The organism is Rhodospirillum sp. A1_3_36, from assembly GCF_047263945.1.
Classification (GTDB): domain Bacteria; phylum Pseudomonadota; class Alphaproteobacteria; order Rhodospirillales; family Rhodospirillaceae; genus Rhodospirillum.
Genome location: NZ_JBLAVB010000019.1, coordinates 35,488 through 62,281 on the forward strand (window position 1 = coordinate 35,488; position 26,794 = coordinate 62,281).

The following is a 26,794-nucleotide window of genomic DNA, read 5'->3' on the forward strand; positions in this document are numbered from 1 at the left end:
CTTTTGCCCCCTTTCCTCCTGCGCCCTCCTCCTTTCTCCGGCGACCAAACATCCCAAGGGTGAATCCGACAAGAGACCGCCCCGAAAGGAAAACCCACTCATTTCCGGTCTCCTTTTCGGGTCGAGAGTGGCACGAAAAGAAGGTTGTTTTCGGCGACTTTTTCGTCGTCTGCTCTGTCTTTTTTCGCCGCGGAAAGCGGGAAAAAGAGGCCACCGGATTGGCCGTTCGGCGCCTCCTTTTGATCGCCCGACAGCCTGTCCTGGATGCGTTTCAGGTAGGCTTTCGTCTCCTGTGGCAGGGTCCGTTCGCCCCGCAGATGGGCGGCGTATCGGGTGGGACCGGCGTTGTAGGCGGCGAACACTCCGGGGAAGCCGAAGCGGTCCCGAAGGTCGGCGAGATAGGCCGTTCCCGCCAGGATATTGGCGCGGGGATCGAACGGGTCGGCGCCCAGGTCCAGGCGCTCCGACAGGCTCGCCCAGGTGCCCGGCATGAGCTGCATCAGGCCCCTCGCGCCCCGGGGAGAGACCGCGCGGGGGTCCCCGCCGCTCTCGGCATCGATAACCGCGCGGATCCAGGGTTGGGGGATGTCGAAGCGCGCGGAGGCCTCCGAAACGGCGGCCCGCCAGGGGTCCGGCTCGGCGGCTTGGACGGGCGCGGCGACCACGAAAAGGGCAACGATCAGGGAGATCAGCTTGTCCATAGCGGGGCGAGCCTCCCGATCACGAGGGTACGTGGGACCGGGCCGAAATAGCGGCTGTCGAAGGAGTCCGGCGGGGGCAGGAGCAGGAAAATCTCCTCCGCGCCCAGGCTTCGGCAGCCGCTCCAGCGGGGCATGGGGCGCCCAACGCGGTCCCGGACGAGGGGGCGGGCGACCTCCTGTCCGTTGATGAAGAGCGCGCTTTCCCGGGCACAAATGGCGTCTCCGGCACTGGCCGCGACCCGCTTCACCAAGGGCACGCCCAGGGGCAGATAGCCGCGTTCAGCGGCCAGCACCGCGACATCCTCCGGCGGTCGAACGAGCACCCAATCGCCCCGCTCCACCGGCCCCGCGACGACCCGATAGAGGCCGATGGGCGCGCTCGCCGAGGCGTTCCAGACCAGCCAGGGCCGGGGCGTTGGGAGAGCGGACAAAGCGAGGAGCGCAACGCCTCCGACGGCCAGTCCCAGGGCGACGGGGCGGCTCATGACGGCTCTCCGTCGTCCGCCGTGGAACCCTTGCCGCGCCCCTCGGACCAGGCGTCCAGGTCGGCGATGTGGTAACGGACGTAGCGGCCATGTTTGCGGAAGCGGGGGCCGTTGCCGGTCAGGCGCATCTTCTCCAGGGTGCGGGCGGAGAGGCCCAGATAGAAGGCGGCCTGTTGGGTCGAGAGGAAGGGCGAGCCCTTGCGCGCCTCGGCCGCGCGCGTGCCGTGATCGGTCATCCCAAGGTCCTTTCGGTGTCCATCAAAGCGCCGGAGAGCGGTCCGCCAAAGGCGGTGTGTCCGGCGCGGATGGGCAAAGGATGGCGGGCCAGGGCGCGCGTGCTCAGGATCGGAAATGGGGGGTGTCGAAAACGATCCCCCCCTTCGCCGGAGGAAGAAAAGCGGGGCTCACGGCCCCGCGTCGGCGGCCTTGGACAGTTGCGCCAGGGCCGCTTCCAGCGTCGCGATCTGGTGTTGGGCGGCGATCCGTTCGCGCTTGGGCAGACCGGCACGCAGTTCCTGGGTGACCAGCCAGAGGGTCTCGCGGAGGTCATCCTCCGTGTAGGGGAACCCCTGGATCGTGATGGACTGGGACATGGCGATATCCTCCCGAATGTGACCGTTCCCACCGTCGAGAACGGTCTCGCCGGTCATCCGGGCCGGGGCGGTCCAGGACGGCGGAGCCGCCGCGCAGCGGGCGCGGGAGGGACCCAAAATCGGAGGGCCGCGGAGCGGATTGGAGATTTTGGGAGGGACCCGCGATCCTTGACGGCCCCGTCAGGCCGGGTGGCACGATGGGACTGTCGAGACGAACAGCCCGTCGGTGCGACCGCACCGACACCGCTTCTTTTCGGGACGGATCGTCTGGATGGAGGACACGGAAAAGGCCCCACCGGATTGCTCCAGCGGGGCCTTTCGGAGTGGGAGGCTCACCGTTCGCGGGGCTCCCAGAGGGCGAGGTGGGTGGTGCCGTCTTCCTGGGGCGTCTCCAGCTTGACGAGGCGGGCGCGGACCCAGTTGGGACCGAATTCGGGGGCGGCGATCTTCAGGTTCAGGTAGGTCTCGCCGCTGGTCTTGGCGACCTGGCTCCATCCGGCGCCGACTTCATAACGCTGTCCATTACCGGCATAGACGCGATAGTCGGGGGCGTTCTCGGATTGCCGGGAGACGGGGTGGATGATCAGATTGGCGGTGACGTTGAGGGTCTTGAGAATGCCGGAGAAGTCGCCGCTGTCCTGCTTGGTGAACGTGCCGAGGGTGATGGCCATGGGGGTGATCCTTCGCTGTTCCTCGCGGGGACCATCCCCGCGATGTCTCCAGCGGGAAGACCGCATAGGCGGGCCGGTTCACCCGGAGCGCAGCGGAGGGCCGGAACACCGTGGAGGACCCGCCCGGCGGGGAAATGTGCAGCGCAAGCGGCCGCGAGGAGCCGACCGGAGGGAGGCGGGGACATATCTCCGGACGGGCGGGTTGAACGGACCGGCGCGGGATTTACGCGTGAAAGAGACATGCCGGGATGGACACCGCTCGGAGGAAAAGCCGATGAAGGATCCCCTGGCCATTTCGCCGCGAGAGCCACCATGCGGGAGGATTTGGCGGGACCGGGATTTCCGAAGCCGGAGTGGGTTCCAGGCGCGTTATTCCCGTCTAGTTAGACGGACCCCGGAGCGCCCTACCCTACCGCCAATCCCGGTGCGGTGATGGGAACGGTGGAGGTGCTGGCGGGATCATTCGTTCAAAAGCGAGTCGCGCATACCCGGCTTCCGGATCGATACCACCGATGTGTCTCAACCCACCAATGGTCCGAGGAAAGCAGGAACCAACGATGGAGACACCTCTCTTTCCCGCTCAGGATACCGTGTTCCGCGCCTTCTCCGAATGCGTCATCAGAGCGCGCCCAACTAACGCCCCATCGTTGATCCAACCGATCCGTGCCGACGTATTTTCCCTGTTGCGTCAGGGACGGAAACCCGAAAGAGCGAGACCACGAAGTGGGCTCGATTCACGACGGCCCGGCACGCGGGGATACCCCACGTGGACGCCCGAAACCTGTTCTTTGCGGAGCTGGATTGTCCCCTTTGCGCCCAGGTTACGTCATTCAGCGCATTCATCTGCGACCCTGGAGCCGACATTCTCCCACGCGCCGCCCGCAACTAAAAGTGAGATTTATTGCATTGCCAACAACCAAGATTTGCCGCCTATTTTGTACGGTGGATCGTCAAAGGGGAGGTTGGTGGGTGGACCCGAAGATAGTCACATTGGGGTGCACCCCGGATTCCTGCTTCGCGGCCAATGCAAATTGTTGTTTTGGTGAACTCCGTAGTTATAAGTACATCATAGCAGAGCGCCAAGCATACCGCCAAGCATACCGCATTCGCTGCGGCGGGACGCACGCTCAGACCTTGCGCCCGGGCGTGATGGATAGCGGGGCGCGCACCCTCGATCGTACCGCGCTTGCGCCACTTGGCGACGGTCTTCGGATTCAGCCATATTGCTCAGCAAGGGACCGGGTACTATCTTTCGACGCTTGGAGCTCGGCTCGAACACGCGGCGTCGTGCGGGCGCTGCCGTGAAGTATTCCTGCCATAGTGCATCCTCCCCCTGACGGGTCAAGATTGCACCATCACACTCCGGGACCGCACAGATTCCGGCGCTCCGATCAGCGCAACGGCCTCCTTGCCAACGGCGATCTGCGCCACTACGATCCTTGCTCCCTGCTGGCGAGCCCATATGTTACCTGCAAAATGACGCAGTTTTGACGGTCTCCGGTCATCGACATCAAACCCTATGGACGCCCGGTATGAAATTCGCCTATGAGGACCTGAGCGAAGATCAGTTCGAGACGCTGATCGTGCTGCTGTGCCAGCGGTTGCTCGGCCTGTCGGTGAAGGGCTTCGCCAAGGGACCGGATGGTGGCCGAGACGCGAAATTCGTCGGCACGGCGGAACTACACCCAAGCAAAGCCGCACCCTGGAGCGGAACGATCATCATCCAGGCCAAGCACACCAACGGCTATAATCGGCATTTCGGTGAAGCGGACTTCCACAGCCCGAATTCGAACGACACGGTGATCGGCAAGGAAGTGCCGCGGATCGCAAAGCTCCGCAAGGGAAGCCAACTCGATCACTACATGCTGTTCGCCAACCGCCGTTTGGCCGGGAATGCCGATCAGAACATCACCAGCCACATTGCGAAGGAATGCGGTCTTCCGGAAGACTCTATCTACCTTTGCGGAGTCGAGCAGCTTGAACTTTATTTGAGGCAATTCCCAGAAGTCGCCGCACTGGCCGACCTTGATCCGGTCGACTCTCCGCTCATCGTGTCACCCGACGAGTTGGCAATCGTCGTCCAGGCGATTGCCAGCCACGAGGCTGATCTGTCGTCGGTCCTCGATACGCCGCCCGGCGAGCGGACCTCTTACGAACAGAAGAGCGTCCTCAACAACATGACTCCCGAATATGCGAGGGAACTCCGCAAACGTTATTTGAAGGATACCGCGCAGATACGGGCGTTCCTGGCCGCACCTGAAAATCTGGAAATTCTCAAATCGTATGAAGCGACAACCGAGGAGTTCCAGATGAAGATCATCTCGAAACGCAAGGGATTCCAGAATTTTGACGCGGTGATGGAATATTTGCTCGACCTTCTGTTCCAGCGTGACCCCATTCTGCGCCAACGTCAGCACAAGCGCCTGACCCGCGCTATCCTGTTTTATATGTACTGGAACTGCGACATCGGGGAGGTTGCCGATGCTGAAGCCTAGCAAGCATGCTCATCCTGACCGCACCGTCGTCAACGTGGCGTTGCTGCTGCTCACCCGACTGCGCGCCCATCGTCTGTGCGAGTATGGCGCTCTGCGCACCTATGTGCGCAAAGCCGTGGTCGGAGGTGATGTGCTGTTCTTGCCATCGCTCAACTTCCTCTATCTGCTTGGGCTGATCGAATATCATCCCAAGACCGACGCCATCGAATATGTAGGCCAGAATGAAGCCCTCTAAGCTTTATTCCAACCGGCCGGCGATGTTTGCACCGGTCGAGTTCAAACCCGAACTCAACGTCGTCCTCGCGGAAATCCGACGACCGGAGAATCGTGACCTTGACACCCATAACCTGGGGAAGACGACGCTTGGCCGCCTGATCGATTTCGGCTTCCTCGCCGGCCGGGACGCCAAGTTCTTTCTGTTCAAGCATCTCGACCGTTTTGGGGAATTTGTCTTCTTCCTTGAGATCGAATTGCTCGACGGAACCTACGTCACGGTTCGCCGCAGTGTCGCTGAAGCATCGAAGATCTCCTTCAAGAAGCACAGAGCCCGGCATCAAGATTTCTCGACACTGCCCGACCTCGAATGGGATCATGTCGATGTCCCCTTCGACCGCGCCAAGGACTTACTCGACAGCTTGCTCGACTGGCGGGCGCTGAAACCTTGGCATTACCGGAAAGGATTGGGGTATTTTCTCCGATCCCAAGAAGATTTCCGCGATGTCTTCCAGCTTCGGCGGTTTGCGAACGCGCACGCCGATTGGAAACCCTTCCTTGCCCATATCCTTGGTTTCGACGCCGATCTGATCACCCGGCATTACGACAAGGAAGACAAGCTCAAGGAGGCCGAGCAGAAGGCGGCCACGGTCCGCCAGGAACTGGGTGGTGAGATCGAAGACGCCGGCAAGATCGACGGGCTTCTCCTGCTCAAACGCCAAGAGGTTCAGAAAAAGCAGCAGCTCCTCGACGCATTCGATTTTCGGAGTCAGGACAAAGCGGACACCAAGCAGCTCGTCGACCAGATCGATGAGCGGATCGCCGTCCTCAACCAGCGTCGCTACTCGCTGACCCAGAACCGTAAGAAGGTGATCGCTTCGCTTGATGAGGACCAGATCCTCTTCGATCCGGAGGCAGCGAGCGAATTGTTCCGCGAAGCGGGCGTGCTCTTCGCGGGCCAGATCAAGCGCGATTTCCAGCAGTTGATCGCTTTCAACAAGGCGATCACCGACGAGCGGCGCGGCTATTTGATCGAGGAACGCGCCGAGATCGAGGCGGAACTCAAGACGGTCAATGCGGAGTTGAACACACTCGGCAAACGCCGATCCGACATGCTGGCCTTCCTCAGCAGCACCGACTCATTCGCCAAATACAAGCATCTGTCCAACGAACTGGTGACCCTGCGGGCCGACATCGAGGGGCTCGAACGACAGCGTGAATTCGTCCACCGTCTTCAGCAGCTTCGGAGCGACATCCGCAGCTTGACCGAGGAAAAGACACACCTGGAGGCGCTGATCGAGGCCGATGTCGAGGCCAGGAATGCGGATGAGGACAGCCTGTTCTCACGCGTCCGCCTGTTTTTCAACGAGATCGTCGAAGAGGTTATCGATCAGAAGGCCCTGCTCAGTGTCGTGGTCAATCAACAAGGCCACCTGGACTTCCGCGCGGAGTTGCTTGATGACACGGGCATTGCCACCAGTGCCGACCGTGGGTTCAGCTATAAGAAACTCCTGTGCATCGCCTTCGACCTCGCGGTGTTGCGCGCCCATCTGGACGATGCGTTTCCGTGCTTCGCCTTTCATGATGGCGTACTCGAATCCTTGGACGATCGAAAGAAAGTGAATCTGCTTGGAGTGATCCGGCGCTACTCCACGCTCGGGCTGCAATCGATCATCACCCTCATCGATTCGGACCTGCCGCCACTCGACGATGATGTCCCGATCTTTGATCCGTCCGAGATCGTCCTCCTCCTTCACGACGAGGGTAACGATGGCCGCCTCTTCAGAATGAGGCCTTGGTAGAGATCCTCATCACAGGACAACGCCATCGCCGATAAGTCCGCAGGTCAAGCGTTATCGGCGCCGAACGGGATGGTCCTCCCGATGCCCGGCGATGCTGCGCGTTGGCCGAGCGCCGCAAACTCTCCCGCTCGGACAGCGTCAAGCCGCCGTCGCCTCCTTCCTGTCGCCCAACGGCGCTGACGTAAGCGTGGCCTGAGGACTACCTTGATTTGGGGTATTTCAGTTCATACAGCATTTTTTGAATTTCTTGCCGGATCCACAGGGGCATGGATCATTTCGGCCTACTTTTCTGGCTGAAGTCTTTGAAAATGGGGAAGGGGCGTCTTTCCAATCCAGGCGGGCATGATGCAGGATTTGGACATGGAGAGGGATCAAATCCGCCGCCGCGTCCTCCAGTTCGGCATCGAAATCCTTGGGTACTTCCGCTTCGCCTGGGATGGTGAATTGCGCCAACCGTCCAAGAATAAACAAGGCCCGTTGGACATCCTCATTGTCTCCGTGAGCCATGGCGAAATCTTTCCAGGCGGTCGGTCGTAGACGCGTGGCTTGCCAGAATCCTTCAATCCATGTTTCCCAGAGCACGACGTTGTCGATATCCACGTCGTATATGGGCTGATAGCGGTTCCGGTTGAGTTGGCTGATGATGGTGTTGTAATGCTTCATCAGGATGCCGGTGACTTTTTCGGCTTGCTCCAGGTCATCGTAAACCGGTTCTTCCTCCCCCCAGATCAAGGGGAGCCATTCGCTGAGTAGGATCATCTCGGGACAGACGATGATCCCCGCGAGGTAGCCGTCCAATTCACTCAGAAGCATCGCGTCTTCATGGACCGCTTCACTCAGCAGGAAATCATCGAGCAGTTGGAGATCTTTCGTCAGTCCGGTCATTGGAAAATCTTTCCCCAAGGCAGGAGATCGTCGATCCGATTGATGGGATGATCGGCGATGAGGTCCAGGACGGTGGTGAGGTAGGCCCTGGGCTCGATGCCATTGAGTTTGGCGGTTTCGATCAGGGAATAGAGGGCCGCGGCCCGATGTCCGCCCGCGTCGGATCCAGCAAAGAGCCAGTTTTTCCGGCCCAGGGTCAGGGGCCGGATGGCCCGTTCGGCGGCGTTGTTGCTGATCTCGCATCGGCCATCCTCGGCATGGCGGATCAGGGCCTCCCAGCGGTTCAAGGCATAGCGCATGGCCTCGGCCAGCTTTCCCTTACCGGGCAGGCGACGCAGGGAGGTTTCAAAGAAGACGCGCAGGTCTTCGAGCAGCGGCAGGCTTTTCTCCTGGCGGGTGGCGCGGCGGATATCCGGCGGCTTGCCCATGACGGCGCGCTCCACGTCGAACAGCTTACCGATCCGCTCCAGGCCATCACGGGCAAGGGGCGAGGAGGTGGCCGCGTGGACGTCGTGGATCTTGCGCCGGACATGGGCCCAACAGGCCACCTCCCGGACAGGGGCGTTCCCCTCCGCGTCTGGTTCATACAGTTTGTTGAAGCCAGGGTAGCCGTCGGCGTGAAGGCATCCCCGGAAATCCTTCAGTTCGCCCTGGGGGTGTTCGCCTTTTCTGTCGGGTGTGTAGCGGTAGAGCACCGCCGGAGGCGCCGGGCCGCCATGGGGGCGTTCATCCCGGAGATACACCCATTGCCGGGCCTGGCGCGTCTTGCCGGTGCCCGGCGCGAGAACCGGGATGGGAGTATCATCGGCATGGATATGATCCCCGGCCAGGACATGGCGACCAATGGCGTCGACCAGGGGCGCCATCAGGCTCGCGCTTTGGCCCACCCAGCCCGCCAGCAGGGAACGTTCCAGGGTGAGGCCTTCCCGGGCATGGATCTGGCTTTGGCGGTACAGGGGAAGGTGATCACAATATTTCGAGACGAGCACCTGGGCCAGCAAGCCCGGCGAGGGCAGCCCCCGGTATACCGGCAGGGAGGGCATGGGCGCCTGGACCATGCTTTCGCAGGTCCGGCAGGACAGGGCTGGACGCACGTGGCGGATCACCCGGAAATGACCGGGGACGTAATCCAGGATCTCGGTGACGTCCTCGCTCACTTGGCGCATGGCGCCGCCGCACTGGGCGCAGGTTCCATCGGGTTCGTGGCGGATCTCCTCCCGGGGCAGATCCTCGGGCAGCACGCGGCGCGGGCGCCGGGTCTTGGCGGGGACCGTCTCCCCGTCGGTTTCCGGCGCCGTGGAGCCTGCCTCCTCCTCGGGAGAGGCATCGGCGGCTTCTGCCTCCAGATCCTCCAGGGCCAGTTCCAACTGCTCGATGTCGCGGGTAATCTTCTCGGAAGACCGCCCAAAAGCCATCCGCTTCAGCCGGGCGAGCTGGATTTTCAGTCGCTCCACTTCCAGGGTGCGATCCTTCAATTCCGCCGCTTGGGCGGCGATGATGGCGCGCAAGCTGGCGATGTCATCGGGAAGATCGGAGGGGCTTTCGAGCATGGCCGAAGTATACCGCATCACCCGGGGAAAAGCCCGGAATTCCGCCGATTCTTCAACAAGATTCCCGACGACATCACCCCACCGTTTCGGGCCGCCAGGTGCGGTGGGGCATGCGCCAGTCGATCCCCTCGAGCAGCATTGAAAGCTGGGCCGACGTGAGCGAAACCACGCCGCCCTCGGCCCGGGGCCAGACGAACCGGCCCCGCTCCAGGCGTTTGCTGAACAGGCAAAAGCCCTGTCCGTCCCAGGCCAGGATCTTGAGCAGATCGCCCCGTCGCCCCCGGAAGACAAACAGATGGCCCGCGAAGGGATCCTTCCCCAGATCCGTCTGGACCAGCGCGGACAACCCCTGCATGCCCTTGCGCATGTCCACATGGCCACTCGCCAGATAAACCCGCATGCCCGGCGGCACGGAGATCATCGACCGGCCACCACGGAAAGCAGGTCCCGCAATCGATCCAACGGAATGTCCTCCGGAACGATCACCTTGGATCCGTTGGACAAGTGGATTTCGATCACGGAAGGGGACCGCGTTTCAATGGAGGGCCACGACGATGGAGCCTCCGGCGCCGGGGGCTCCAAGACGCGGACAGGAACCAGTGTCGGATCGGAAGCGGCTTTCTTCCCGGCGGGACCAAGGGCGCGATACCACCGACCGAGGACACTGGGATGAATCCCATGGCGTTGGGCGACAACCGAGACCGACAGCCCACTCACCACAACTTCCTCGACCAGCCGACGCTTCACCTCCCCTGTCCAACGACGACGCCCTGTAGGCGTCAAACTGCATTCGTGGGCCATAAGCGCATACCCTCCCGTGCAAAGGCACAGTAAGCAAGGGCGTGCTTAGCCAAACAAGGTAGCCGTCAAGCGACGCTTACGCGCTGACTGCAGGAAGCCGCGTTCATCCGCCGCCTCGACCGGTTGTCGCGTCAGGTTCAGCAGTTGGAACGCAACCTCGGCCCCATATGGAATGTGACTGCGAGGTCCATATTGGGAAATTGGTCCTGCGAGTACAGGTTGGCCGGATTGGTAATCACCCACCAACGGCCATCACTTGCATGCATATCCCAGACGTCGTGGCGATGACCAAGGATCGCTTCGGCGTACACCTTTTGCAGGAAGGAGACCTCTGCGCCGGGTGATTGCGAGGTAGTACGTGACGACGTCCGCCTTTTCCTCGTCAGTAGCGGGCAGCATGAGGAGGGATTCCTTGTTCAGCTATTGGCTGCGCGCCAAATCATCCGAGATTGGCTTGCGATTTTCAACACCATGGAGGCCAGGCCCCCAGCCTTACGCCTCCTCTACCGAATCACCTCACCAATAGCATCGTCAGCCTTCCTGCCTTCGCGCTCGATAGCTGTCATTCCGCTCCCGGCCCACATCAAACGTTATCCAGTGAGCCAATATCAAGCAGCCCCCCCCCTCACCCCACCGCCCAGACAGGAATCCCCATGCCCCGAGCCTTGTCGGCGAGGTTGCGGGAGATCCCCGATCCGGGGAAAGCAACCACTCCGATGGGCATTTCCTCCAGCATGCGGTCGTTGCGCTTGAAGGGGGCGGCGGTCTTGTGGCGGGTCCAATCGGGCTTGAAGGCGATCTGCGGAACACCGCGATTGTCGGCCCAGAGGGCGGCGATGCGCTCGGCGCCCTTGGGGGAGCCGCCGTGGATCAGCACCATCTCCGGATGGCGGGCGCGGGTCCTGTCCAGGGCCTCCCAGATGCGGGCGTGGTCGTTGCATTCGACGCCGCCGGTGAAGGCGACACGGGGGCCCGGCGGGGTCAGGGGTTCGATCTCGGCGCGGCGTTTGGCGGCGATGTAGTCGCGGCTGTCGATCATCGCCGCCGTGAGGGTCCGGCGGTTGGTCCGGGAGCCCACGCGGGGCAACCAGACGGAGCCGGTGAGCGCGCTATGGTGCTCGGCGGCGGTCTCGCGGAAGGCCTCGAAGGCGTTGCGGCGCTCGATGAGGGAAAGGCCCTGGGCGGTCAGACGCTCCAGTTCGACGGATTTCACCTCGCTGCCGTCCTGGTCGCCCTGGGCGCGCCGCTGGGCCTGCTCGTTGTCGTCGAGCAGGCGGTCCAGGCTGGAAATCTTGCGGTGGAAGACGTTGACGACGTTCCAGAGCAGGTCGTCGAGGTCGTCCTCCAGCCGCGTGTCGGTCAGCAGGGCGGCGAGGTTTTCCATGGCCGCGCCGATCCCAGCGGCGGCCTGTTCGGCGTCCGGCAGGGGACGGGGATCGGGCTCGTCGGCCAGGGGACGGTGGCCGTAGAGCTGGAGTTCCTCCAGCAGATGGGCGGTGGGCGAGGCGCCGTGGGGCGGTTCGGGGAGGTCGGTGAAGGGGGTGGTCATGGGGGCTCTCCCGGTTTTCCGGAGGCCGCACCACTCGCGGCCTTGTCGGGGATCGCCCGCCGGGGGCGCAAGGCCGGGCCGCACCCAAAAGGGCCGAAACGCAGTGGAGGACGGCGGAGCCGTTGCGGCCCGGCCTGCCTCCGGCAGATCACCCTCGTGACAAGGCCGGGGCGCGGCCCCTCTCGGACCACGGAGAGGCCGTGGCTTTCCCTGCTCCCCCCTCCCCGCCTCCGGTGTCGACCCCGCATGGATGGAGACAGGCGGCGGTCTCCTCCTCGGCCAGTTGCTCGGCGAGCCAGGAGCGGAGCCGATCCGGCCCCAGGGTCAGGAGATCGGCGTTGAAATCCTTTGCCCGGGGGACCAGGGGGCGGCAGTCGATCCCGACGGCGCGAGCACGCTCCCGCAGACGGTCCCAGGCCAAGGATCCCGCTCTGTCCCGGTCGATGGCCACATAGAGGCGGCGCAGGGAGCGCGGCCAGATCAGGGCGGCGAGGTGGGCGGACGACAGGGCGGCGGCCACCGGCAACCCAGGCATCCCGAGTTTGAGCGACAGGGCCGTTTCGAGCCCCTCCGCCGCCACGAGGACATGGGTCACGGGCCCGAAGCGCACCGCCTGTCCCAGGAGAAAGCCCATGGCCCGGCGGGGGTGCTCGATGGCCGCCTTGCCGCCATCCGGGTCGAGGAACGTCCTGTGGAGCCCCGTGATCCGGCCCCCAAGATCGGTGACGGCGGCGATCAGGGCCGGACCGCTCTCCCGGCCCGAGGGACCGCGCCGGTAGCACCGGGGGTGGAACCGCAGGGCATCCAAGGGGTCGGGCAAGAGAATGCCGCGCCGGGCCAGATAGCGCTCCGCCAGGGTGCCCCGGATGGGGACGGAGGCCGCGAAGAGGCGACAGGCCGCCTCGGAGGAGCCTTGGCGGGCGGGGGGAAGCCGCTCTGGCTCTGACCAGGGTTGGCCGAGGAAGTGGCGGGCTTCGTCCAGGGTGGCCCGGAAGGCGAGACCCCGGTTCATGGCGATCAGGTCCAGGAGATCGCCATGTTCCGAGGTCGCCGCATCCGTCCATTGCCCAGCCCGGTCCCCAATCAGGCGGACATAGAGACTGCCACCCGGCGTATTGTGGACATCGCCGACGATCCAATAGCGGCCCTGGCGTCGTCCGTTGGAGAGGTAATGGCGGCAGACGGCCTCGGCTCGGGCGCCGAGGCCGCGCGCCAGATCGCTCGCGCGGGACATGGGTCATCCCCGGTCGGTCAGGTCGATGACCGGCCAGCGGTCCACCACGCTTTCGAGGATGGACCGCCCCGCTTCGCCCACGGGGACGAAGAGCCGCATCTTGCAGGAGATGATCTCGCCGAACAGGCCCCGGGCCTTCAGGGCCTCGACCATGCCCGAAGTGAAGCCGGACAGTTCGACGCGGTTGTCGTTCATCACCCGCACCCGGCGCAGGGACAGACCGTCGGCGAGGTGTACCGTCACCTTGCCCTCAAGCAACAGATCCCAGGCTTCCCCGGTGGACAGCGTCGGCGCGTCGATGCCCAGGTTTCGGCAAAGGGCGTCCGCTTCCACCGCCGTGAGCACACGACCGATCACCCGCTCGCCCTCATCGCTCTGAAGCCGATAGACCCGGGCATTGGTGTCCGGCAGACGGCGCCAGATGGGGAGGAGGAGCCCCGTCACCAGATGGAAGGTGGAGGTGGTGAACTCGGGAATATCGGCCAGTTCTCCCTCCCAGGCGGCGCGGAATTCGTCAAGATCCGCGTCCTTCCAATGGCTGGAAGCGAAGGCCTCGACGGAGAGGGTGTCGCGCTGCATGGGCCGGATCAGGCGAACGCGGCGTTCCACGCTGCCATCTTCGTGGACCAGACTGGGCGCCGAGGTTCGGATCGCCGCCCGGCCCGAGCGGCTGTTGACCATGGGGTGCCCCCGATCCACGGAAAGGGCCTCCACCGTGGACATCGGCCTGTTGCGATCCTTGCGGTCGATGGTGAACAACCGGGTTTCGGCGCCGCTGTCGTGGGTCCAGACCACCCGGCGGTCGGTGACGATCAGACTCTCGGCATGGATCGTCTCCAGGCCCTGGTCCTGGATGCCGGCGGCGATGGCGGCCTCCACCCGGGTCGACAGGATCTCCTCGAAGGCCGTGAACAGGGTGTTCTGCAAGGCGATGGGCAGGGCCAGCAGGCGGTTCAGGAAAGTGGTGATCGGCGGCAAATCGTCCTTGATGGTGCCTTCGTAGGTGAGGGAAAGGCCCGTCGCCTCCTCGAAGCGGGTCAGCGAGCAGCCCGCGATCTCGCCCCGGACCAGCAGGGCATAGAACTGGCGGAGGGCGGCGCGGGCCTGCTCGCCCTCCAGATTGTCCTCGGCCCGAAAGAGCCCCTGCCCGCCCGTCTGCCGTTGGCCCCGGGTGATGGCGCCCAGGGTGTCCAGCCGCCGGGCGATGGTGGAGAGGAAGCGCTTCTCCGCTTTCACCGTGGTGGCGATGGGCCGGAACAGGGGCGGCTGGGCCTGATTGGTGCGGTTCGACCGGCCCAGGCCCTGGATGGCGGTATCGGCCTTCCACCCGGCCTCCAGCAGGTAGTGGACGCGAAGGCGCTGGTTTTTTGCGCCCCGGTCGGCGTGGTAGGACCGTCCGGTCCCGCCCGCGTCGGAGAAGACCAGGATGCGCTTGTCGTCGTCCATGAAGGCCTGGGTCTCGGACAGGTTCGCCGACGGGGGGCGGGTTTCGACGCAAAGACGATCTTGCTTCCGGACGACCCGGCGGGAGCGCCCCGTGACCTCGGCAACGGCCTCCGTGCCGAAATGCTGGACGATGCGGTCCAGGGCGCCGGGGACGGGATCGAGCAGGGCCAGCCGCTCGACCAGGGCGTCCCGGGCGGCGACGGCCTCGCGGCAGAGGACCGGGTTTCCCTCGGTGTCGAAGGCCGGGCGGGAATGCAGGTTCCCCTCCTCGTCGGAATAGGGCTCGTAGAGCTGGGTGGGGAAGGCGTGGTCCAGATAGGCGCCGACGATCTCCCGGGGCGAGAGATCGATGGTCAAGTCGGCCCACTCCTCGGCGGGGATGTCCGACAGTTTTCGCTCCATCACCGCCTCGCCGGTGGAAACCAGTTGGATCACCGCGGCGTGGCCAGCGACTAGGTCCGCCTCGACGCTCCGGATCAGGGTCTGGCATTTCATGCTGGTGAGCAGGTGGGAGAAGAAACGCTGCTTGGCGCTCTCGAAGGCGGACCGGGCGGCGGACTTGGCCTGACCGTTCAGGGTGCCGCTGGTGCTGGTGATGTTGGAAGCCTCCAGGGCGGCGTCCAGGTTCTGGTGGATCACCTGGAAGGCCTCGGCATAGGCGTCATAGATGGCGATCTGTTGCGGGGTGAGGATGTGCTCGACGATCTCCACCTCGACGCCTTCGTAGGACAGGGAGCGGGCCATGGTCAGCCCCAGGGCCTTGAGGTCGCGGGCCAGGACCTCCATGGCGGCGACGCCCCCCGCTTCCACCGCCTGGACGAACTCGGCGCGGTTGGCGAAGGGGAAGTCGGCGCCACCCCAGAGGCCCAGGCGCTCGGCATAGGCCAGATTGCGGACGTCCGTGGCCCCGGTGGCGGAGACGTAGACGATCCGGGCATCGGGCAAGGCCCGTTGCAGGCGCAGCCCGGCGCGACCCTGCTGGGAGGGCGCGATATCGCCGCGCCCTCCCCGACCACCGGCGGCATTGGCCAGGGCATGGGCTTCATCGAAGACGATCACCCCGTCGAAATCGGCGCCAAGCCAATCGCGGACTTGCGTCAACCGAGAGGCCTTTCCCTCCCGCTCGGCGGAGCGCAGGGTGGCATAGGTACAGAAGAGGATCCCTTCGGCGAGGCGGATGGGCGTGCCCTGTTTGAAGCGGGAGAGGGGTTGGACGAACAGGCGTTCCATGCCCAGAGCCGCCCAATCCCGCTGGGCGTCCTCGATCAACTTGTCGGATTTGGAAATCCAGAGCGCCTTGCGGCGGCCCTTGATCCAGTTGTCGAGGATAATCGCCGCCACCTGACGGCCCTTGCCGCAACCGGTGCCGTCCCCCAGGAACCAGCCCCTTCGGAATTGGAGAGCTCCTTCCGTGTCCTCGGAAGCGGCATGGAGGGTGTCGAGGGGTTCGTCGGCCAGCCAGTGCCCCGCCAGAGGACGGGCATGGGCTTCGCCCGCGAGGATCACGCTTTCGAGCTGGGCATCGGAGAGAACACCCTCCGTCACCAGACGCGCGGGCAGATGGGGCCGATAGGTGGGATGGGGCGGCGCGACGGAGGCCATGGCGGCGGATTGCACCAGGGGCGTGGGATGGGGCCGGGCACCGGGGATGCGGATCGACTGGAGGGCATAGGGTTCGTAGAGGGCATCGGTGAGGTCGGCACCCTCGCTGGATTCCCAGGAGACAGGCTCGTAGGCAAGTTCCACGGCTTCGGGAGCGGAAGAAGGTGCAATGGGCCGGGCCTTCGGAGAGGAAGATGTTACGACGGTCTTTAGCCGAGTAACGGCGACAGTCCCCACGGACACCGGACCGGCAACGGTCCCACGCGACGGCAGATGGGTGAGCACTTGAGTGAGCAGGTCGATGACGGTTCCCGCGGTGGGACAGGCCTCCACGTCACTCGCTTCGGCACCCTTGTCGATGACCGTGAGTCGGGTCTCGAAGGTGGTTCCGTGCTTGGCGTAGATGGACCCATCAACCACGCAGGTGAACCGCGTCCCAGGGAAACGCTCCACAGGGAAATCGTGCCCGGTGATCGCCACCAGACGTCCCCCCTCGGGAAGCCGGGCCAGGGCCGAGCGCAGATGCTGGACATCGGCTCCGGCCACCCGCCCCGCCACATGCAGCGCCGCCGAAAAGGGTGGGTTCATGAGCACCACCGAAGGCCGGACCTCCTCGGCCAAACGGTCGTCAATGGTGGCGGCATCGTGGGTGGAGACGGGTGCGTCGGGGAACAGGAGACGCAAGAGAGCCGCGCGGGTGTCGGCGGCTTCGTTGAGCACCAGGCGGGCGCCGGACAGCTCGGCGAACAGGGCGAGCATGCCCGTCCCCGCCGAGGGCTCCAGCACCACATCCTCGGACCCGATGCCCGCGGCCTGGGCGGCGACGAAGGCCAGGGGGAGCGGCGTGGAGAACTGCTGGAAAGCCTGACTTTCCCCCGTGCGTCGGGTCTGGGTCGGGATCAGGTCGGCCAAGCGGGTGAACATGGCGAGCAGGGCCTCCGGACCGGGCGCGCGGTCCCGCATGGCCCGGCCATACTTGCGAAGGAAGAGCACCTGGGCGACCTCGCAGGCCTCGTAGGCGTCCTTCCAGGACCAGGCGCCCTCGGCGTCCGTCCCCTGGAAGGCGCCAGAGAGCGCGTCACGCAGGATGGAATGTGAAAGGGGTTTGCCGCCTTCCAGGGCGGCGAGAATGGGAGACGCGGCGGCCAGGATGCGGGTGGCCCGGTCCTCGGGCGCGCGGAGGGACACGGCGGCGGGGGCCACCGAGGGGAAGTCGACGGTCATGGTGGATGACTCCGGGAGAGCGGATCGGATCGAACCGGCCGGAGGCTCTCTCTCCCCATCCCGGTTCATCCGTCCCGGAACACCCTCTTCCTCTTCCAGAGCCCACACCCGTCACCCGAACCGCTCCCCCGTTTCGGTGAAGGTGTAGCCGTTGGCGAGGATAGCTTCGTCCACCACTTCGTCGGATGTCAGGAAGGCGTATTCCGCCTCCAACCGGCCATGGAGCCAATGGGCCAGGTCCCGGAGGGCCTCGGTCGCGTCGTCTTCGGCGCCGACGGTCAAAACCGCGTCTTCCCGCTCGACCGCGATGCGCATATGGGAAGACCCGCGCGCCTCAATGGTGGCCTCGAGCGCGTAGAAGTTCCGGCGCTGGATAGCGGCGAGCCGTCGGACGATATCCTGGAGATCCTGGTCCTTGGGCGCGTAGGCCGTGATCTTGGCGACGCTACCCCGGAGATACTGGTAGTGCCCCTCGAAGGCGGCGCCATCCCCCTGGCTCCCAAAGCCCCGGAACCAGATGCAGGGATCGCGCCGGGTGCCCCCGCCCATCAGAGGCACGGGGCGGCTGTTCAAGGTGATACCGATCAGGTCGCAGATCCGGCGGAAGTCGTCATAAACGGCATCCCACCAATCGTAATCGAAACCGCCATCGTGGTACCAAGCCCGGGCCACTTCCCGGGCGGTATCGGAGAGTTCGTCGAGGGTGAAGACCCGTGTTTGGATGGTCCTGGGCATGGGCATGCTCCCGGAACGGAAAAGGCCCGGCACGAGGCCGGGCCTTGGGTGGAAGGGAAAGGCGGACCGCCTATTCGGCGGCGTCGGTGAGGAAGGCCGGAAGGGCGGCACTCTCCGGTTCAGCGGTGGCCTCCGGTTCGAGCCCCCGGGTGCGCAGGGGTTCGGGGAGCCAGCCCGTATCGACCAGGAGCCGTTCCGCCTGTTCGGCCATGTCCGATTTCTTGAGGTGGTCGATCAGTTGGGCAGCGGCTTCGCCCTTGGCCTCGGTCACCGCCTCCAGGATCCGCGCCTTGGGCACGCGGCCCAGGTAGCTGTCCACGGTGGGGCGCCATCCGGCGGCGGTCATGTCCAGGGACAGGGCACAGGCCAGTTGGTCGGCATGACGCCGTCGCCCCCGCACCTTGTTCCAGGGTTCGTGCACCGCGTTCACGGTCAGGGCGGCGCAATGGGCGAAGAGCGCCATGCGACTGTCGTGGTCGATGCCACAGAGGAATTCCCAGAGCATCTCCGGTTCGGGTGGAAGCTGGCGCTCCCAATTGGCGTGGCGCGCCTCGATGGCCCGGACCGAGGGACTGTCGCTCAGGCCCGATCCCTGGACGGAGAAGCCGGTGCTCTTCCAGGCAATCTCCAGGCAGCTTTCCGTGGCGTACCGATAGAAGGCCTGGTGGGCCATGGCATGGAGCACGGCGATCAGGGCCATGGCCGGGTCCTCGGCCAGGGCGTCCCGCAGGGCCAGGGTGCGATGGGCCGTCAGTTCCATGATCAACCGCTCGGAGAGGGGTTTGATGCCGTCCTCCTCGGGTTCATCCGTTGACGCCTCCACCTGACCGGTGATCTCGGACCCGGTCATCGGATGATCCGCTTCGCCCCCGGTTTCCGATTTCGCCGTCTCCTCGTCCTCGGGACGGACGTAACCGCGCTCGATCCGGAGCCCGCCATCGGGATCAATCCCCAGGAAGACACCCGCCCGGGCGATGTCCTCGGGCGCATAGAGGACCGGCTGGTCCTCGATGGATTCCAACTCCGCCTGGATTTCCCCGATGCGGCGGTCGATGTCATCGGGGAGGGGCTCGCCGCTCTCGGCGTAGCGGGCCTCGATCTCGTCCCGCTCGACGCGGAGGGCATCCCGCCGGGACAGGCTTTCCGTGGAGAGCGGTTTCACCTCCCCCGTCAACCGGCGGTGCCCGGCGGCGAAGCCATAGGGCAGATCGGGCACGGCCCGCACCCACTTCCACCCCTCGACCTTCACGGTTTCCGCCTCGGCGGTGAGCTTGTCGGAGACCAATCGTTCCAGCAGCACCGGATCCTGGAACCAGCCGTCCTCCCGTTGGTCGAACAGGTCCCGCAAGACTACGCCCCCGGCGGCCTCGTAGGCGTCCATGCCGATGAACAGCGCCCGCTTGTCCGAGGCGCGGATGGCGTTTCCGGTGAGCAGCCGGCGCAGGGTATAGGGTTCCTGGTTATAGCTTCCCCGAACCGTCTCCCAGGCCTCTTCCTGGCGGACGTGGTCGTCCACCAGGGTAAAGGCCATCAACTGTTCCAGGGACATCTGGTCCTCGGCGTAGAGGTCCAGCAGCTTGGGGGAGACGGACGCCAGTTTCAGCCGCTGGCGCACCACCGTCGGCGTGACGAAAAAGCGGGCGGCGATCTCCTCCTCGCCCAGCCCCTGGTCCACCAAGGCCTGGAAGGCCCGGAACTGGTCGAGGGGATGCAGGGCCACCCGCTGGGTGTTTTCCGCGAGGCTGTCTTCCTCCACCAGCCCCTCCTCCCGGACGATACAGGGAATGGGGGCTGTCCTGGTCAAGCGCCGCTGTTTGACCAGCAGTTCCAGGGCCCGGTAGCGGCGGCCCCCGGCCTGGACCTCGAAAAAGCCCTCCCGATCGGGGATCGGGCGGACACTCAGGCCCTGCAGGAGGGTGCGCCGGGCAATGTCCTCGGCCAGGGTTTCGATGGACACACCCGCCCGCACCCGGCGGACGTTGCGCTCGCTGGGCACCAGCTTGTCGAAGGGAATGTCCCGGGCCCGGGAGAGGGTGATTTTGGGGCTCCGTGCCATGTCGGTTCTCCGTGACGGGGCGGGGAAAGCCTCTCTCTCCCCTTCTTCCGCGTCACGGGGTCCGTCCCCCCTCTTCCTCTAGCCGTGGGCCTCCCGCCAGACGGCCGGAGGATCGAAGGTTCCGGTCCAGATGCCCTTGCGCAGGAATTTCGCCATCCGGGCATCGCTGGTGTAGTTGTAGAGCCGGTTGGCGTTCGGATCCGCCACGGCCCACCCCTCACGGGCGACCCAGGTGGCCAGATCGTCGGCGCCGCTGTAGCAGACGGAAATAAACCGACCATAGGTATCCCGGGTGTCTCCCTGCCAGACGTCGCAATTGACGGTCCTCCCCTCCAAGAAGGCGGTCAGGGCAGCCACCGCCTCCTGGCCGCAGGGCCACGTTGTTCCGTCCTTTCTCGTGCAAATCTGATCCTTTTCGACGGCGTCGACGCCATAGAGGCGGTGGCGCTCCCCCGCGATCTCCAGGGTGTCGGCGTCGATGACCCGGGCGGGGCCCTTGTGCTCCTTGTCCAGGGCGGGCCAGAAGGCAAGGACGGCGAAGAACAGGACGCCGATGACGGCTGTTATGCGGGTAGGGGCGAACATGGCCGGTCTCCTTTTCGCGTTTCCCCCGCCCTCTCTTTCACTTCGGCGGGGACCGCCCCTTCCCTCCTCCCTCTGGCTCGTTGCCTAGCAGGCTCAAGTAACCACCCTGAACCATGGACCGAGCCGCCCGAATCAGCCGCTGGGTCCGCGCCCGATAGCCGTCTTCCCATCGGTCCCGGATCACGCCTTCCCCAAACACCACCTCCGCGATCTCCCGGCGGCTGGCCCCGGCCATTTCCCCATCCCAGGCCCGAACCATCTCGATCCAGCGCCGCGCCCGTCGAGCGGCGGGATAGAGGCTCGGGGGAAGACGCCCGGTGCGCGCCAAGGCATGGAGCCGCGCCAGGGCATCGATTTTCGCGCCCAGATGCAGAAGCCCCCCCAAAGGAATGCGCAGACTGACCGGACCGTCGAGTAGGCTTCCCGAGGTCACGACCATTTGCAGGGTGCGCGTTCCATCGGAGAACAGGACGTGCTCCACGCCTTCGGCGCGAAGGACGGTGGTCAGGGCGAAGACGTCGCTGAGGTCGAAGGTGCCCGGGTCGGTCGCGCTTGCGGGGACCGCCTCCACGGCGAGGACAAGGGGATTGACCTCGGGATGCCAAAGCATGTCCCGGGTCGCTTTTCCCGGTTCCGGGATGAAAGGTGGCCGCCCAATGGTCCCTGGCTCCACCCTGGACAACGCGGGGGAGCCGTCCCCGCCGGGGATACCCGACCGCCTCTTTCGCGACGGCATTGGGATCCCGCTCGAACCAGATCCGTGCCCAGGATGCCCGATCCAAGCGGGCCAAGGCGGTGTAGTGGTCGTCATCACGCCAATCGGCATGCCCCCCAGTGCCTGGCGCGTTCTCTTTCGAGCCCATGGCATTGGTCCTCACTTGCGGAAAAGGAAACCAGCGGGGCACCCCCTTTCCCATCATGGAAGAAGGTCAAGGGCTCCACGCTATCGACGAGTATCGATGGATTCACTCCGTCAGTGCTTTCGAGATATTGCCGAAATCATGGAAGGATTTCCCCGATTTGCATTTCAAAGTATTTGTCGAAAATTTTGACCACTATACAACAAGTATCATTCGCCCAATCCACGCCACAATTAAAAGGCACACCACTCTTAATCATTCCATTCAAGAAAAGCTCTAAAAACGAGCATCTCATGGGACGCGCCTGATTGTGGTGAGGACTCGAAATGACGGACTCCACTCTGCTCGACTTCACGGCGGTGACAAAAACGCCCCTTGTCGACCTCATGGATCGCATGGTGATTGATGGCGTGACCATCGGGCGCTATCGGTTTCATCCACCGGAGACACGGGCCTACCTTGGCTCGACCCAATTGGCGGTGATCAGCCACGCGGGCGCGCCCTTCGACCTGGACTGGCAAGATCTGGACGAACAAACCCCCATCCACCATCGGGTGGAGACCGGACAGTTCCATATCCTTCCCCCGATGACGCCCGTGCAACTCCATTGGACGGGCACGCAAACCGCCGCGGTGATCACCTTCTCCCCCGCCTTCCTCTCCAAGGTCGCCGATGAATTCCTTGATGGGGTCATGCCCCGGATCGCCCCACGGGCCGCCTTATCCGACACGATTGTTCGATATTTGACGTCCACGCTCCACGACAAGATCGGTCGCCGGGAGCATCACATCACGCGCTGCGCCGAGCGGATTTCCGCCAGCCTGGCCTGCCACCTTCTGGCCAGCTTCGGAGAAACCCAGGTTCCTCGGATCCAGGCCAAAGGCGGGCTGGGCACCGCCCAGCAAAGGCGCGTTCTGGCGTTCATCGAAGCTCATGTGGGAGAGGGCCTGAGTCTGGACGCCCTCGCGGCGGAGGCGGGCTTGTCCCGCCACCATTTCAGCCGGGCCTTCAAAAAGACCTTCGGCCAATCGCCCTGCCGCTACGCCCAGGAACGCCTGATCCACAAGGCGACGGAACGCCTGCTGACCAGCCGGGAGAGCATCACGGAGATCGCTCACGACCTGGGCTTTTCCAGTTCCAACTATTTCGCCTTTGTCTTCAGGAAACATCTGGGCGTCGGCCCGGAGGAATTCCGAAGACAGCATGGCTTTCATTGAGGGGGCGGATTGCCCCGCCGCCGCACCAAGGTGAAGTCACCGGCTAGGGCCGCGGCCAGGGAACCCACCAGATCCAGCAGGCGATCCCGGACACCACTGTCCGGGACGGCGTTCATCCGGAAGGCAACCTCCAACACGCGCTCGTGCAGATCGTTTTCGGTCTCGGGCTTCGTCACCACGTTGCCGTCGATGTCGATCTCCATTCCATCGAAAAGGCGACTGACGGGTACGTCGAAATAGCTGGACAGCCGGACCAACTGGCTGGGTCCCAGAGTGTTCACGCCCTTCTCGTACTTCTGGATCTGCTGGAAGGAAACGCCCAGGGCTTCTCCCAATTTGGTTTGGGTGATCCCCCGCACCCGCCGCAGGGTTCGGATCCGCTGTCCAATAGCGACATCGATCTCCGTACAGCGCCCGTTTTTTCGTTTAGCCATCGTACATGCCCCTTTGTTCCAAAGGTTCTTGGGGCATCCCGACGGCTGTCAGCCGGGTGTTGATATCCTGGAGCAATGCACACAGGCGCCATGCCCTTTGGGCTCGCGCCTTGGACATGCGGCATGGCCACCCGGCCAGTATGGCCGAATCGCATTGCTTTTGGGGATATCAAGCCCCACGATCTGGATTTACAGACCGCAGCCCGACACTATCCCCATTGGGGGGAAAGAAAAAGCGGAAGATTGAAATCGTTGTATTTCAGCCCGTTGGACCACAAAAGCCACACACCCCAGAAGAAATTAAGCAACCCCAAGGCGTCTTCATCGCGAGCCTGTTTGGTCCGTCGACAAGGGCTGGCACGGCCAATGAAGCCCGCAATTCTCTTGACTTCCGTGGGGAGAAAGCACACTCTGCGATTTAATGTTGAAAAGACATTGCTTCATCGACGCTACGCCGAATTGATGGCCCAATAGCGGACATTCTCTCCCGCTCCAAACCGGGCTCCCACAGCCACCTATCGCATTAATCACCGCAATCCTCGTCACGACCCGACCTTTCAAGGCCTCGGGCGAATTTTCACGCCCCATCAATGACCTTTAGTCATTTTTATTCGCACAACCTGATCCGGCCCTGCCTTGGGCCGCCCTCCCCCTCCGGAATGACCGCGAGGGTCCGTTTCCCGCACCGCTGGCTTTCATTTCTAGTAAACAGAGGACCGCTCCGATAAGTTGATCCCACCATCCATGGTGAGGCCCGCCCCAGGGCGCGCCCGCCAAGGAGCGCATTCCGTCTCAAGGAAGGGAAACCGATCGGACGATGACAGTTCAGCGGACTTTTTGTGCAGCCCTGGTGCTCGTGACCCTGACCCTGTGCCTCTGGCAGGGCGTGGCGCGCGCAAGTGTACAGGAACGAAGACTTGACCCTGTTATCGACCGCATACCAGCAGCGCCTCGCCCATGGGGTGGAGCCTCTGGACAGCCAGCGCCAGGCCATGCGGGACTGGCAGACCGAGATCACCCAGATCCTCTCCCTCCCCAAGAAAGACCGTCCGACGGAATTGGAGCTGCACGAGCACTTCTTCACGGTGGTGTTCGAACGGGCCCTGGGCTACGCCAAGCGCCGGGATGGCTTCGGGCGTTGGACCATCCAGTCCGAAACCATCACCGACGTCGACAAGACCCGCCCCGATGGCGTTCTCGGCTTTTTCAGCGACAAACGATCCGAGGAAGACGTCCAGGCGGTTATCGAATTGAAGGGACCGGGCGCCGACCTGGATTTGCGCCAGAACCGGGAACAGGATCGCCGCACCCCCGTGGATCAGGCCTTTTCCTATGCCCACAAATTCGATGCCGTCCAGTGGGTGATCGTCAGCAACTATCAGGAACTCCGCCTCTACCACCAGGGCTCCTCGAAATACGCCCTGCATTTCGATTTGACCACCCTGGCGACCGACGACGAGCGCCTGAAACTCTTTTTCCGCCTGCTGTCCCGGGACAACTTGATCTCCGAGACCGGTCCCTCGGTGACGACGGAACTGTATACCGCGCGGGAGGAGGAACTGCGCCGGATCTCCGGTCAGTTCTCCCGGGATTTTCGGGATCTGCGCCTCGCCACGGCGGAAAGCATCCTACGCAACAACGGGTCGATCCCCATCGAGCGCGCGGTAACCCTGGCTCAGACCATCGTCGATCGGCTGGTCTTCATCGCCTTCCTGGAAGATCTGGGGCTGATCCCCGGGGAGATGATCGAAAAGGCTTACGACAGCCAGAATGCCTTCACCCCGGCCTCCCGTTGGCGGAACTTTCAGGGCTTGTTCCGGGCCCTGGAACGGGGAGAGCCCTCCCTTTCCATCCCGGCCTATGGCGGAAGCCTGTTCAGGGCCAACCCGGAGATGGACGGCCTGCGCCTGGACGACGACCTGTTCACGGCCTACAAGACGCTGGCCGATTACGACTTCCTCTCTGACCTGCGGGTGGACATCCTGGGGACGGTATTCGAGCAGTCCATCACGGATATCGAGACCCTGAAGGCCCGCCTCCGCGGGGAAGGCACAGAGAGCGACCGGCGGCGCCATGACGAAGGCGCGTACTACACGCCGAAGGAGGTGACCTCCTATATTGTTCAACGGACCGTGGGCGCCACCCTGAAAGAGGCACGCGCCGAATTGGGCTGGGAGACCCTGCCCGAGATCTCGGAAGAAGAGCGAGGCACCCCGGGCAATACCTCCCGCGAGACCCATCTCGCCTTCTGGCGGGCCTATGGCCAGCGCCTGAAGGATCTGCGGATCGTCGATCCCTCGGTGGGTTCCGGCGCCTTTCTGATCGAGACGTTCGATACTCTCGCGTCGGAGGGGGTTCGGATCGACAAGGAACTCGCGCGCCTGGATGCCCCTCCCCTGTTCACCGACTGGGCGCGGGAGATGGTTCAGACCGTATTGTACGGAGTCGACCTGAGCCCCGAGGCCACGGAGGTCACCCGCCTGTCCCTCTGGCTCAAGCTGGCGGAGCGGGGCCAGACCCTGCCCGTCCTGAATCACACCATCCGCGCGGGCAACGCCGTCGTCTCGGACCCGGCCCTGGCCGGGGATCTGGCCTTCGATTGGGCCAAGGCGTTTCCCGAAGTCATGGGGCGGGGCGGGTTCGACGTGGTGCTCGGCAACCCTCCCTATGTGCGCCACGGATTGATCCGCCCTTGGAAGCCCGAACTGAAGGGCCGCTTCCCAGAGACCTGGAAAGGCACGGCGGACCTGTATGTCTACTTCCATGACCTCGGCTATCAGATCCTGCGGAAGGGCGGTTATCTTGGGTACATTTCCTCCAACACTTGGCTGAGAAATGTCTTTGGAGGCCCTCTCCGGACCTTCCTCAAGGATCGGACAACCATCAAAGTGTTGATCGATTTGGGCGGGAGGCCGCTTTTTGACGATGTCACGGTCTCAACCAATATTCTGATATTCCAGAAAACACCCCCAGAGACGGACAGCACCCTGGTTATCGAGAATCACGTCTTCGGTGACCGGGAAGAACGAATGGCGCAAACCCGTTTGGACGGAGATGTCTTTCTTCTGGAAGACCCAATGTTCTTCGCGATCCAAGACAAACTGATAAATAAAGGGATTGCCCTTCAGGACTTGGGGGTCGAAATGAACCGAGGGATATCCACCGGATACAACTCCGCCTTCATCATCAACACGATGACCAGAAACCGCATTGTGGAACAAGCCCCCCAAGCGGTGGAATTCATGACACCGTTGCTGCGCGGTCGCGACATCAAACGCTGGACCATCGATTGGCAGGGTTTTTGGTTGATATCCATCCCCTCCGGATGGACCAATTCCCACCGTGGGGACGAAGATGGAGAAACCTTCTTCCGGAATTCCTATCCCGCCCTGTACAGCCATCTCAAAAATGCCGCCGATGACGAAAACGCCAAAGGGAAAGGCCTATTTCACAGGGATGACCAAGGAGACTACTGGTGGGAAGCACGCGCTTGTGGTTATTGCGATGACTTCACGAAAGAACGGATCATCCCGGAAAAGTCACCGGGCAGTCGGCTGAGCTTAGAAAGAGTGAATGATAATAGTGAGTTAGGTTATAATGGAGGCTGGGTGAGAAATTACGGGGTGTTTTTCAGGGATGCGGTTTGGCGATCATGG

At 63.8% G+C, this 26,794-nt stretch carries 24 protein-coding genes and 1 pseudogene; 7 read left to right on the top strand and 18 right to left on the bottom strand.

The genetic code is table 11. The features are described from left to right. Positions 1–98: 98 nt before the first annotated feature. The 6 genes and pseudogenes from ACLIRY_RS22805 to ACLIRY_RS22830 form a co-directional block, all read right to left on the bottom strand. Positions 99–701 (bottom strand): lytic transglycosylase domain-containing protein, encoded by a 603-nt coding sequence (locus ACLIRY_RS22805; RefSeq protein ID WP_413207731.1) that lies wholly within the window; start codon positions 699–701, stop codon positions 99–101. Further along, positions 689–1,186 carry a S26 family signal peptidase gene (locus ACLIRY_RS22810; RefSeq protein WP_413207732.1) on the bottom strand — a complete coding sequence of 166 codons (498 nt, stop codon included), beginning with the start codon at positions 1,184–1,186 and terminating at the stop codon, positions 689–691. The genes ACLIRY_RS22805 and ACLIRY_RS22810 overlap by 13 nt, the downstream gene beginning before the upstream one ends. Then, entirely contained in the window at positions 1,183–1,422 is a 240-nt protein-coding gene (locus tag ACLIRY_RS22815) for a helix-turn-helix transcriptional regulator (protein WP_413207733.1), read from the bottom strand. The genes ACLIRY_RS22810 and ACLIRY_RS22815 overlap by 4 nt, the downstream gene beginning before the upstream one ends. A 168-nt stretch (positions 1,423–1,590) precedes the next feature. Further along, entirely contained in the window at positions 1,591–1,896 is a 306-nt protein-coding gene (locus tag ACLIRY_RS22820; protein WP_413207734.1) for a hypothetical protein, read from the bottom strand. Between the two features lie 215 nt (positions 1,897–2,111). Continuing rightward, the gene (locus tag ACLIRY_RS22825; RefSeq protein WP_413207735.1) at positions 2,112–2,450 is read right to left on the bottom strand and encodes a DUF736 domain-containing protein; all 339 of its coding nucleotides are present in this window, start codon (positions 2,448–2,450) and stop codon (positions 2,112–2,114) included. A gap of 1,164 nt (positions 2,451–3,614) precedes the next feature. Next, positions 3,615–3,769: pseudogene (locus ACLIRY_RS22830) on the bottom strand (IS481 family transposase); the annotation flags it as partial. Positions 3,770–3,982: 213 nt separating this feature from the next. Between ACLIRY_RS22830 and ACLIRY_RS22835 the strand changes: the two are divergent. The 3 genes from ACLIRY_RS22835 to ACLIRY_RS22845 are packed head-to-tail and all read left to right on the top strand — an operon-like array spanning position 3,983 to position 6,960. Then, positions 3,983–4,945: an ABC-three component system protein gene (locus ACLIRY_RS22835; protein ID WP_413207736.1), complete on the top strand. Its 963-nt coding sequence runs from the start codon at positions 3,983–3,985 to the stop codon at positions 4,943–4,945. Then, positions 4,932–5,180: an ABC-three component system middle component 8 gene (locus ACLIRY_RS22840; RefSeq protein WP_413207737.1), complete on the top strand. Its 249-nt coding sequence runs from the start codon at positions 4,932–4,934 to the stop codon at positions 5,178–5,180. Before ACLIRY_RS22835 ends, ACLIRY_RS22840 begins: the two co-directional genes overlap by 14 nt. Next, entirely contained in the window at positions 5,167–6,960 is a 1,794-nt protein-coding gene (locus tag ACLIRY_RS22845; RefSeq protein WP_413207738.1) for a DUF2326 domain-containing protein, read from the top strand. The genes ACLIRY_RS22840 and ACLIRY_RS22845 overlap by 14 nt, the downstream gene beginning before the upstream one ends. A 219-nt stretch (positions 6,961–7,179) precedes the next feature. On the opposite strand, the gene ACLIRY_RS22850 is transcribed toward ACLIRY_RS22845, so the two are convergent. From ACLIRY_RS22850 to ACLIRY_RS22900, 11 genes are all read right to left on the bottom strand, one after another. Beyond that, positions 7,180–7,845, bottom strand: a complete 666-nt coding sequence (locus ACLIRY_RS22850) for a UPF0149 family protein (protein ID WP_413207739.1) — start codon at positions 7,843–7,845, stop codon at positions 7,180–7,182. Next, positions 7,842–9,395, bottom strand: coding sequence for an IS66 family transposase (gene tnpC, locus ACLIRY_RS22855; protein WP_413207754.1), 1,554 nt, complete (start codon positions 9,393–9,395; stop codon positions 7,842–7,844). Before tnpC ends, ACLIRY_RS22850 begins: the two co-directional genes overlap by 4 nt. Positions 9,396–9,468: 73 nt before the next feature. Next, positions 9,469–9,816: an IS66 family insertion sequence element accessory protein TnpB gene (gene tnpB, locus ACLIRY_RS22860; RefSeq protein WP_413207740.1), complete on the bottom strand. Its 348-nt coding sequence runs from the start codon at positions 9,814–9,816 to the stop codon at positions 9,469–9,471. Beyond that, positions 9,813–10,196 (bottom strand): IS66-like element accessory protein TnpA, encoded by a 384-nt coding sequence (tnpA, locus tag ACLIRY_RS22865; RefSeq protein ID WP_413207741.1) that lies wholly within the window; start codon positions 10,194–10,196, stop codon positions 9,813–9,815. The genes tnpB and tnpA overlap by 4 nt, the downstream gene beginning before the upstream one ends. 625 nt (positions 10,197–10,821) lie before the next feature. Beyond that, positions 10,822–11,745, bottom strand: coding sequence for a DUF2493 domain-containing protein (locus ACLIRY_RS22870; RefSeq protein WP_413207742.1), 924 nt, complete (start codon positions 11,743–11,745; stop codon positions 10,822–10,824). A 148-nt stretch (positions 11,746–11,893) separates the two neighbouring features. Further along, on the bottom strand, positions 11,894–12,979 hold the full coding sequence (locus tag ACLIRY_RS22875) for a toprim domain-containing protein (RefSeq protein ID WP_413207743.1): 1,086 nt from the start codon (positions 12,977–12,979) through the stop codon (positions 11,894–11,896). Between the two features lie 3 nt (positions 12,980–12,982). Then, positions 12,983–17,251, bottom strand: coding sequence for a strawberry notch-like NTP hydrolase domain-containing protein (locus ACLIRY_RS22880; protein ID WP_413207744.1), 4,269 nt, complete (start codon positions 17,249–17,251; stop codon positions 12,983–12,985). A gap of 111 nt (positions 17,252–17,362) precedes the next feature. Further along, positions 17,363–17,986: an antitoxin of toxin-antitoxin stability system gene (locus tag ACLIRY_RS22885; RefSeq protein ID WP_413207745.1), complete on the bottom strand. Its 624-nt coding sequence runs from the start codon at positions 17,984–17,986 to the stop codon at positions 17,363–17,365. Positions 17,987–18,056: 70 nt separating this feature from the next. Further along, positions 18,057–20,042 (bottom strand): ParB/RepB/Spo0J family partition protein, encoded by a 1,986-nt coding sequence (locus ACLIRY_RS22890; RefSeq protein WP_413207746.1) that lies wholly within the window; start codon positions 20,040–20,042, stop codon positions 18,057–18,059. Between the two features lie 78 nt (positions 20,043–20,120). Beyond that, entirely contained in the window at positions 20,121–20,627 is a 507-nt protein-coding gene (locus tag ACLIRY_RS22895) for a thermonuclease family protein (protein WP_413207747.1), read from the bottom strand. Positions 20,628–20,664: 37 nt separating this feature from the next. Continuing rightward, positions 20,665–21,237 (bottom strand): DUF2285 domain-containing protein, encoded by a 573-nt coding sequence (locus ACLIRY_RS22900; protein ID WP_413207748.1) that lies wholly within the window; start codon positions 21,235–21,237, stop codon positions 20,665–20,667. Positions 21,238–21,272: 35 nt separating this feature from the next. On the opposite strand from ACLIRY_RS22900, the gene ACLIRY_RS22905 reads away from it, so the two are divergent. Genes ACLIRY_RS22905 through ACLIRY_RS22915 form a run of 3 tightly spaced genes read left to right on the top strand, consistent with a single transcriptional unit; the run spans position 21,273 to position 22,704 of the window. Then, positions 21,273–21,428, top strand: coding sequence for a hypothetical protein (locus ACLIRY_RS22905; RefSeq protein WP_413207749.1), 156 nt, complete (start codon positions 21,273–21,275; stop codon positions 21,426–21,428). A gap of 60 nt (positions 21,429–21,488) precedes the next feature. Next, complete coding sequence (locus tag ACLIRY_RS22910) at positions 21,489–21,767, top strand: hypothetical protein (protein ID WP_413207750.1); 279 nt, start codon at positions 21,489–21,491, stop codon at positions 21,765–21,767. 46 nt (positions 21,768–21,813) lie between these two features. After that, positions 21,814–22,704, top strand: a complete 891-nt coding sequence (locus tag ACLIRY_RS22915) for a helix-turn-helix transcriptional regulator (protein WP_413207751.1) — start codon at positions 21,814–21,816, stop codon at positions 22,702–22,704. Here ACLIRY_RS22915 and ACLIRY_RS22920 read toward each other — a convergent pair. After that, positions 22,698–23,138: a helix-turn-helix domain-containing protein gene (locus ACLIRY_RS22920; RefSeq protein ID WP_413207752.1), complete on the bottom strand. Its 441-nt coding sequence runs from the start codon at positions 23,136–23,138 to the stop codon at positions 22,698–22,700. The two genes, ACLIRY_RS22915 and ACLIRY_RS22920, sit on opposite strands and share 7 nt — an antisense overlap. A 917-nt stretch (positions 23,139–24,055) precedes the next feature. Here ACLIRY_RS22920 and ACLIRY_RS22925 point away from each other — a divergent pair. After that, positions 24,056–26,794, top strand: a 2,739-nt coding sequence (locus ACLIRY_RS22925; RefSeq protein ID WP_413207753.1) for an Eco57I restriction-modification methylase domain-containing protein, incomplete at its 3' end; no start/stop codon positions are given.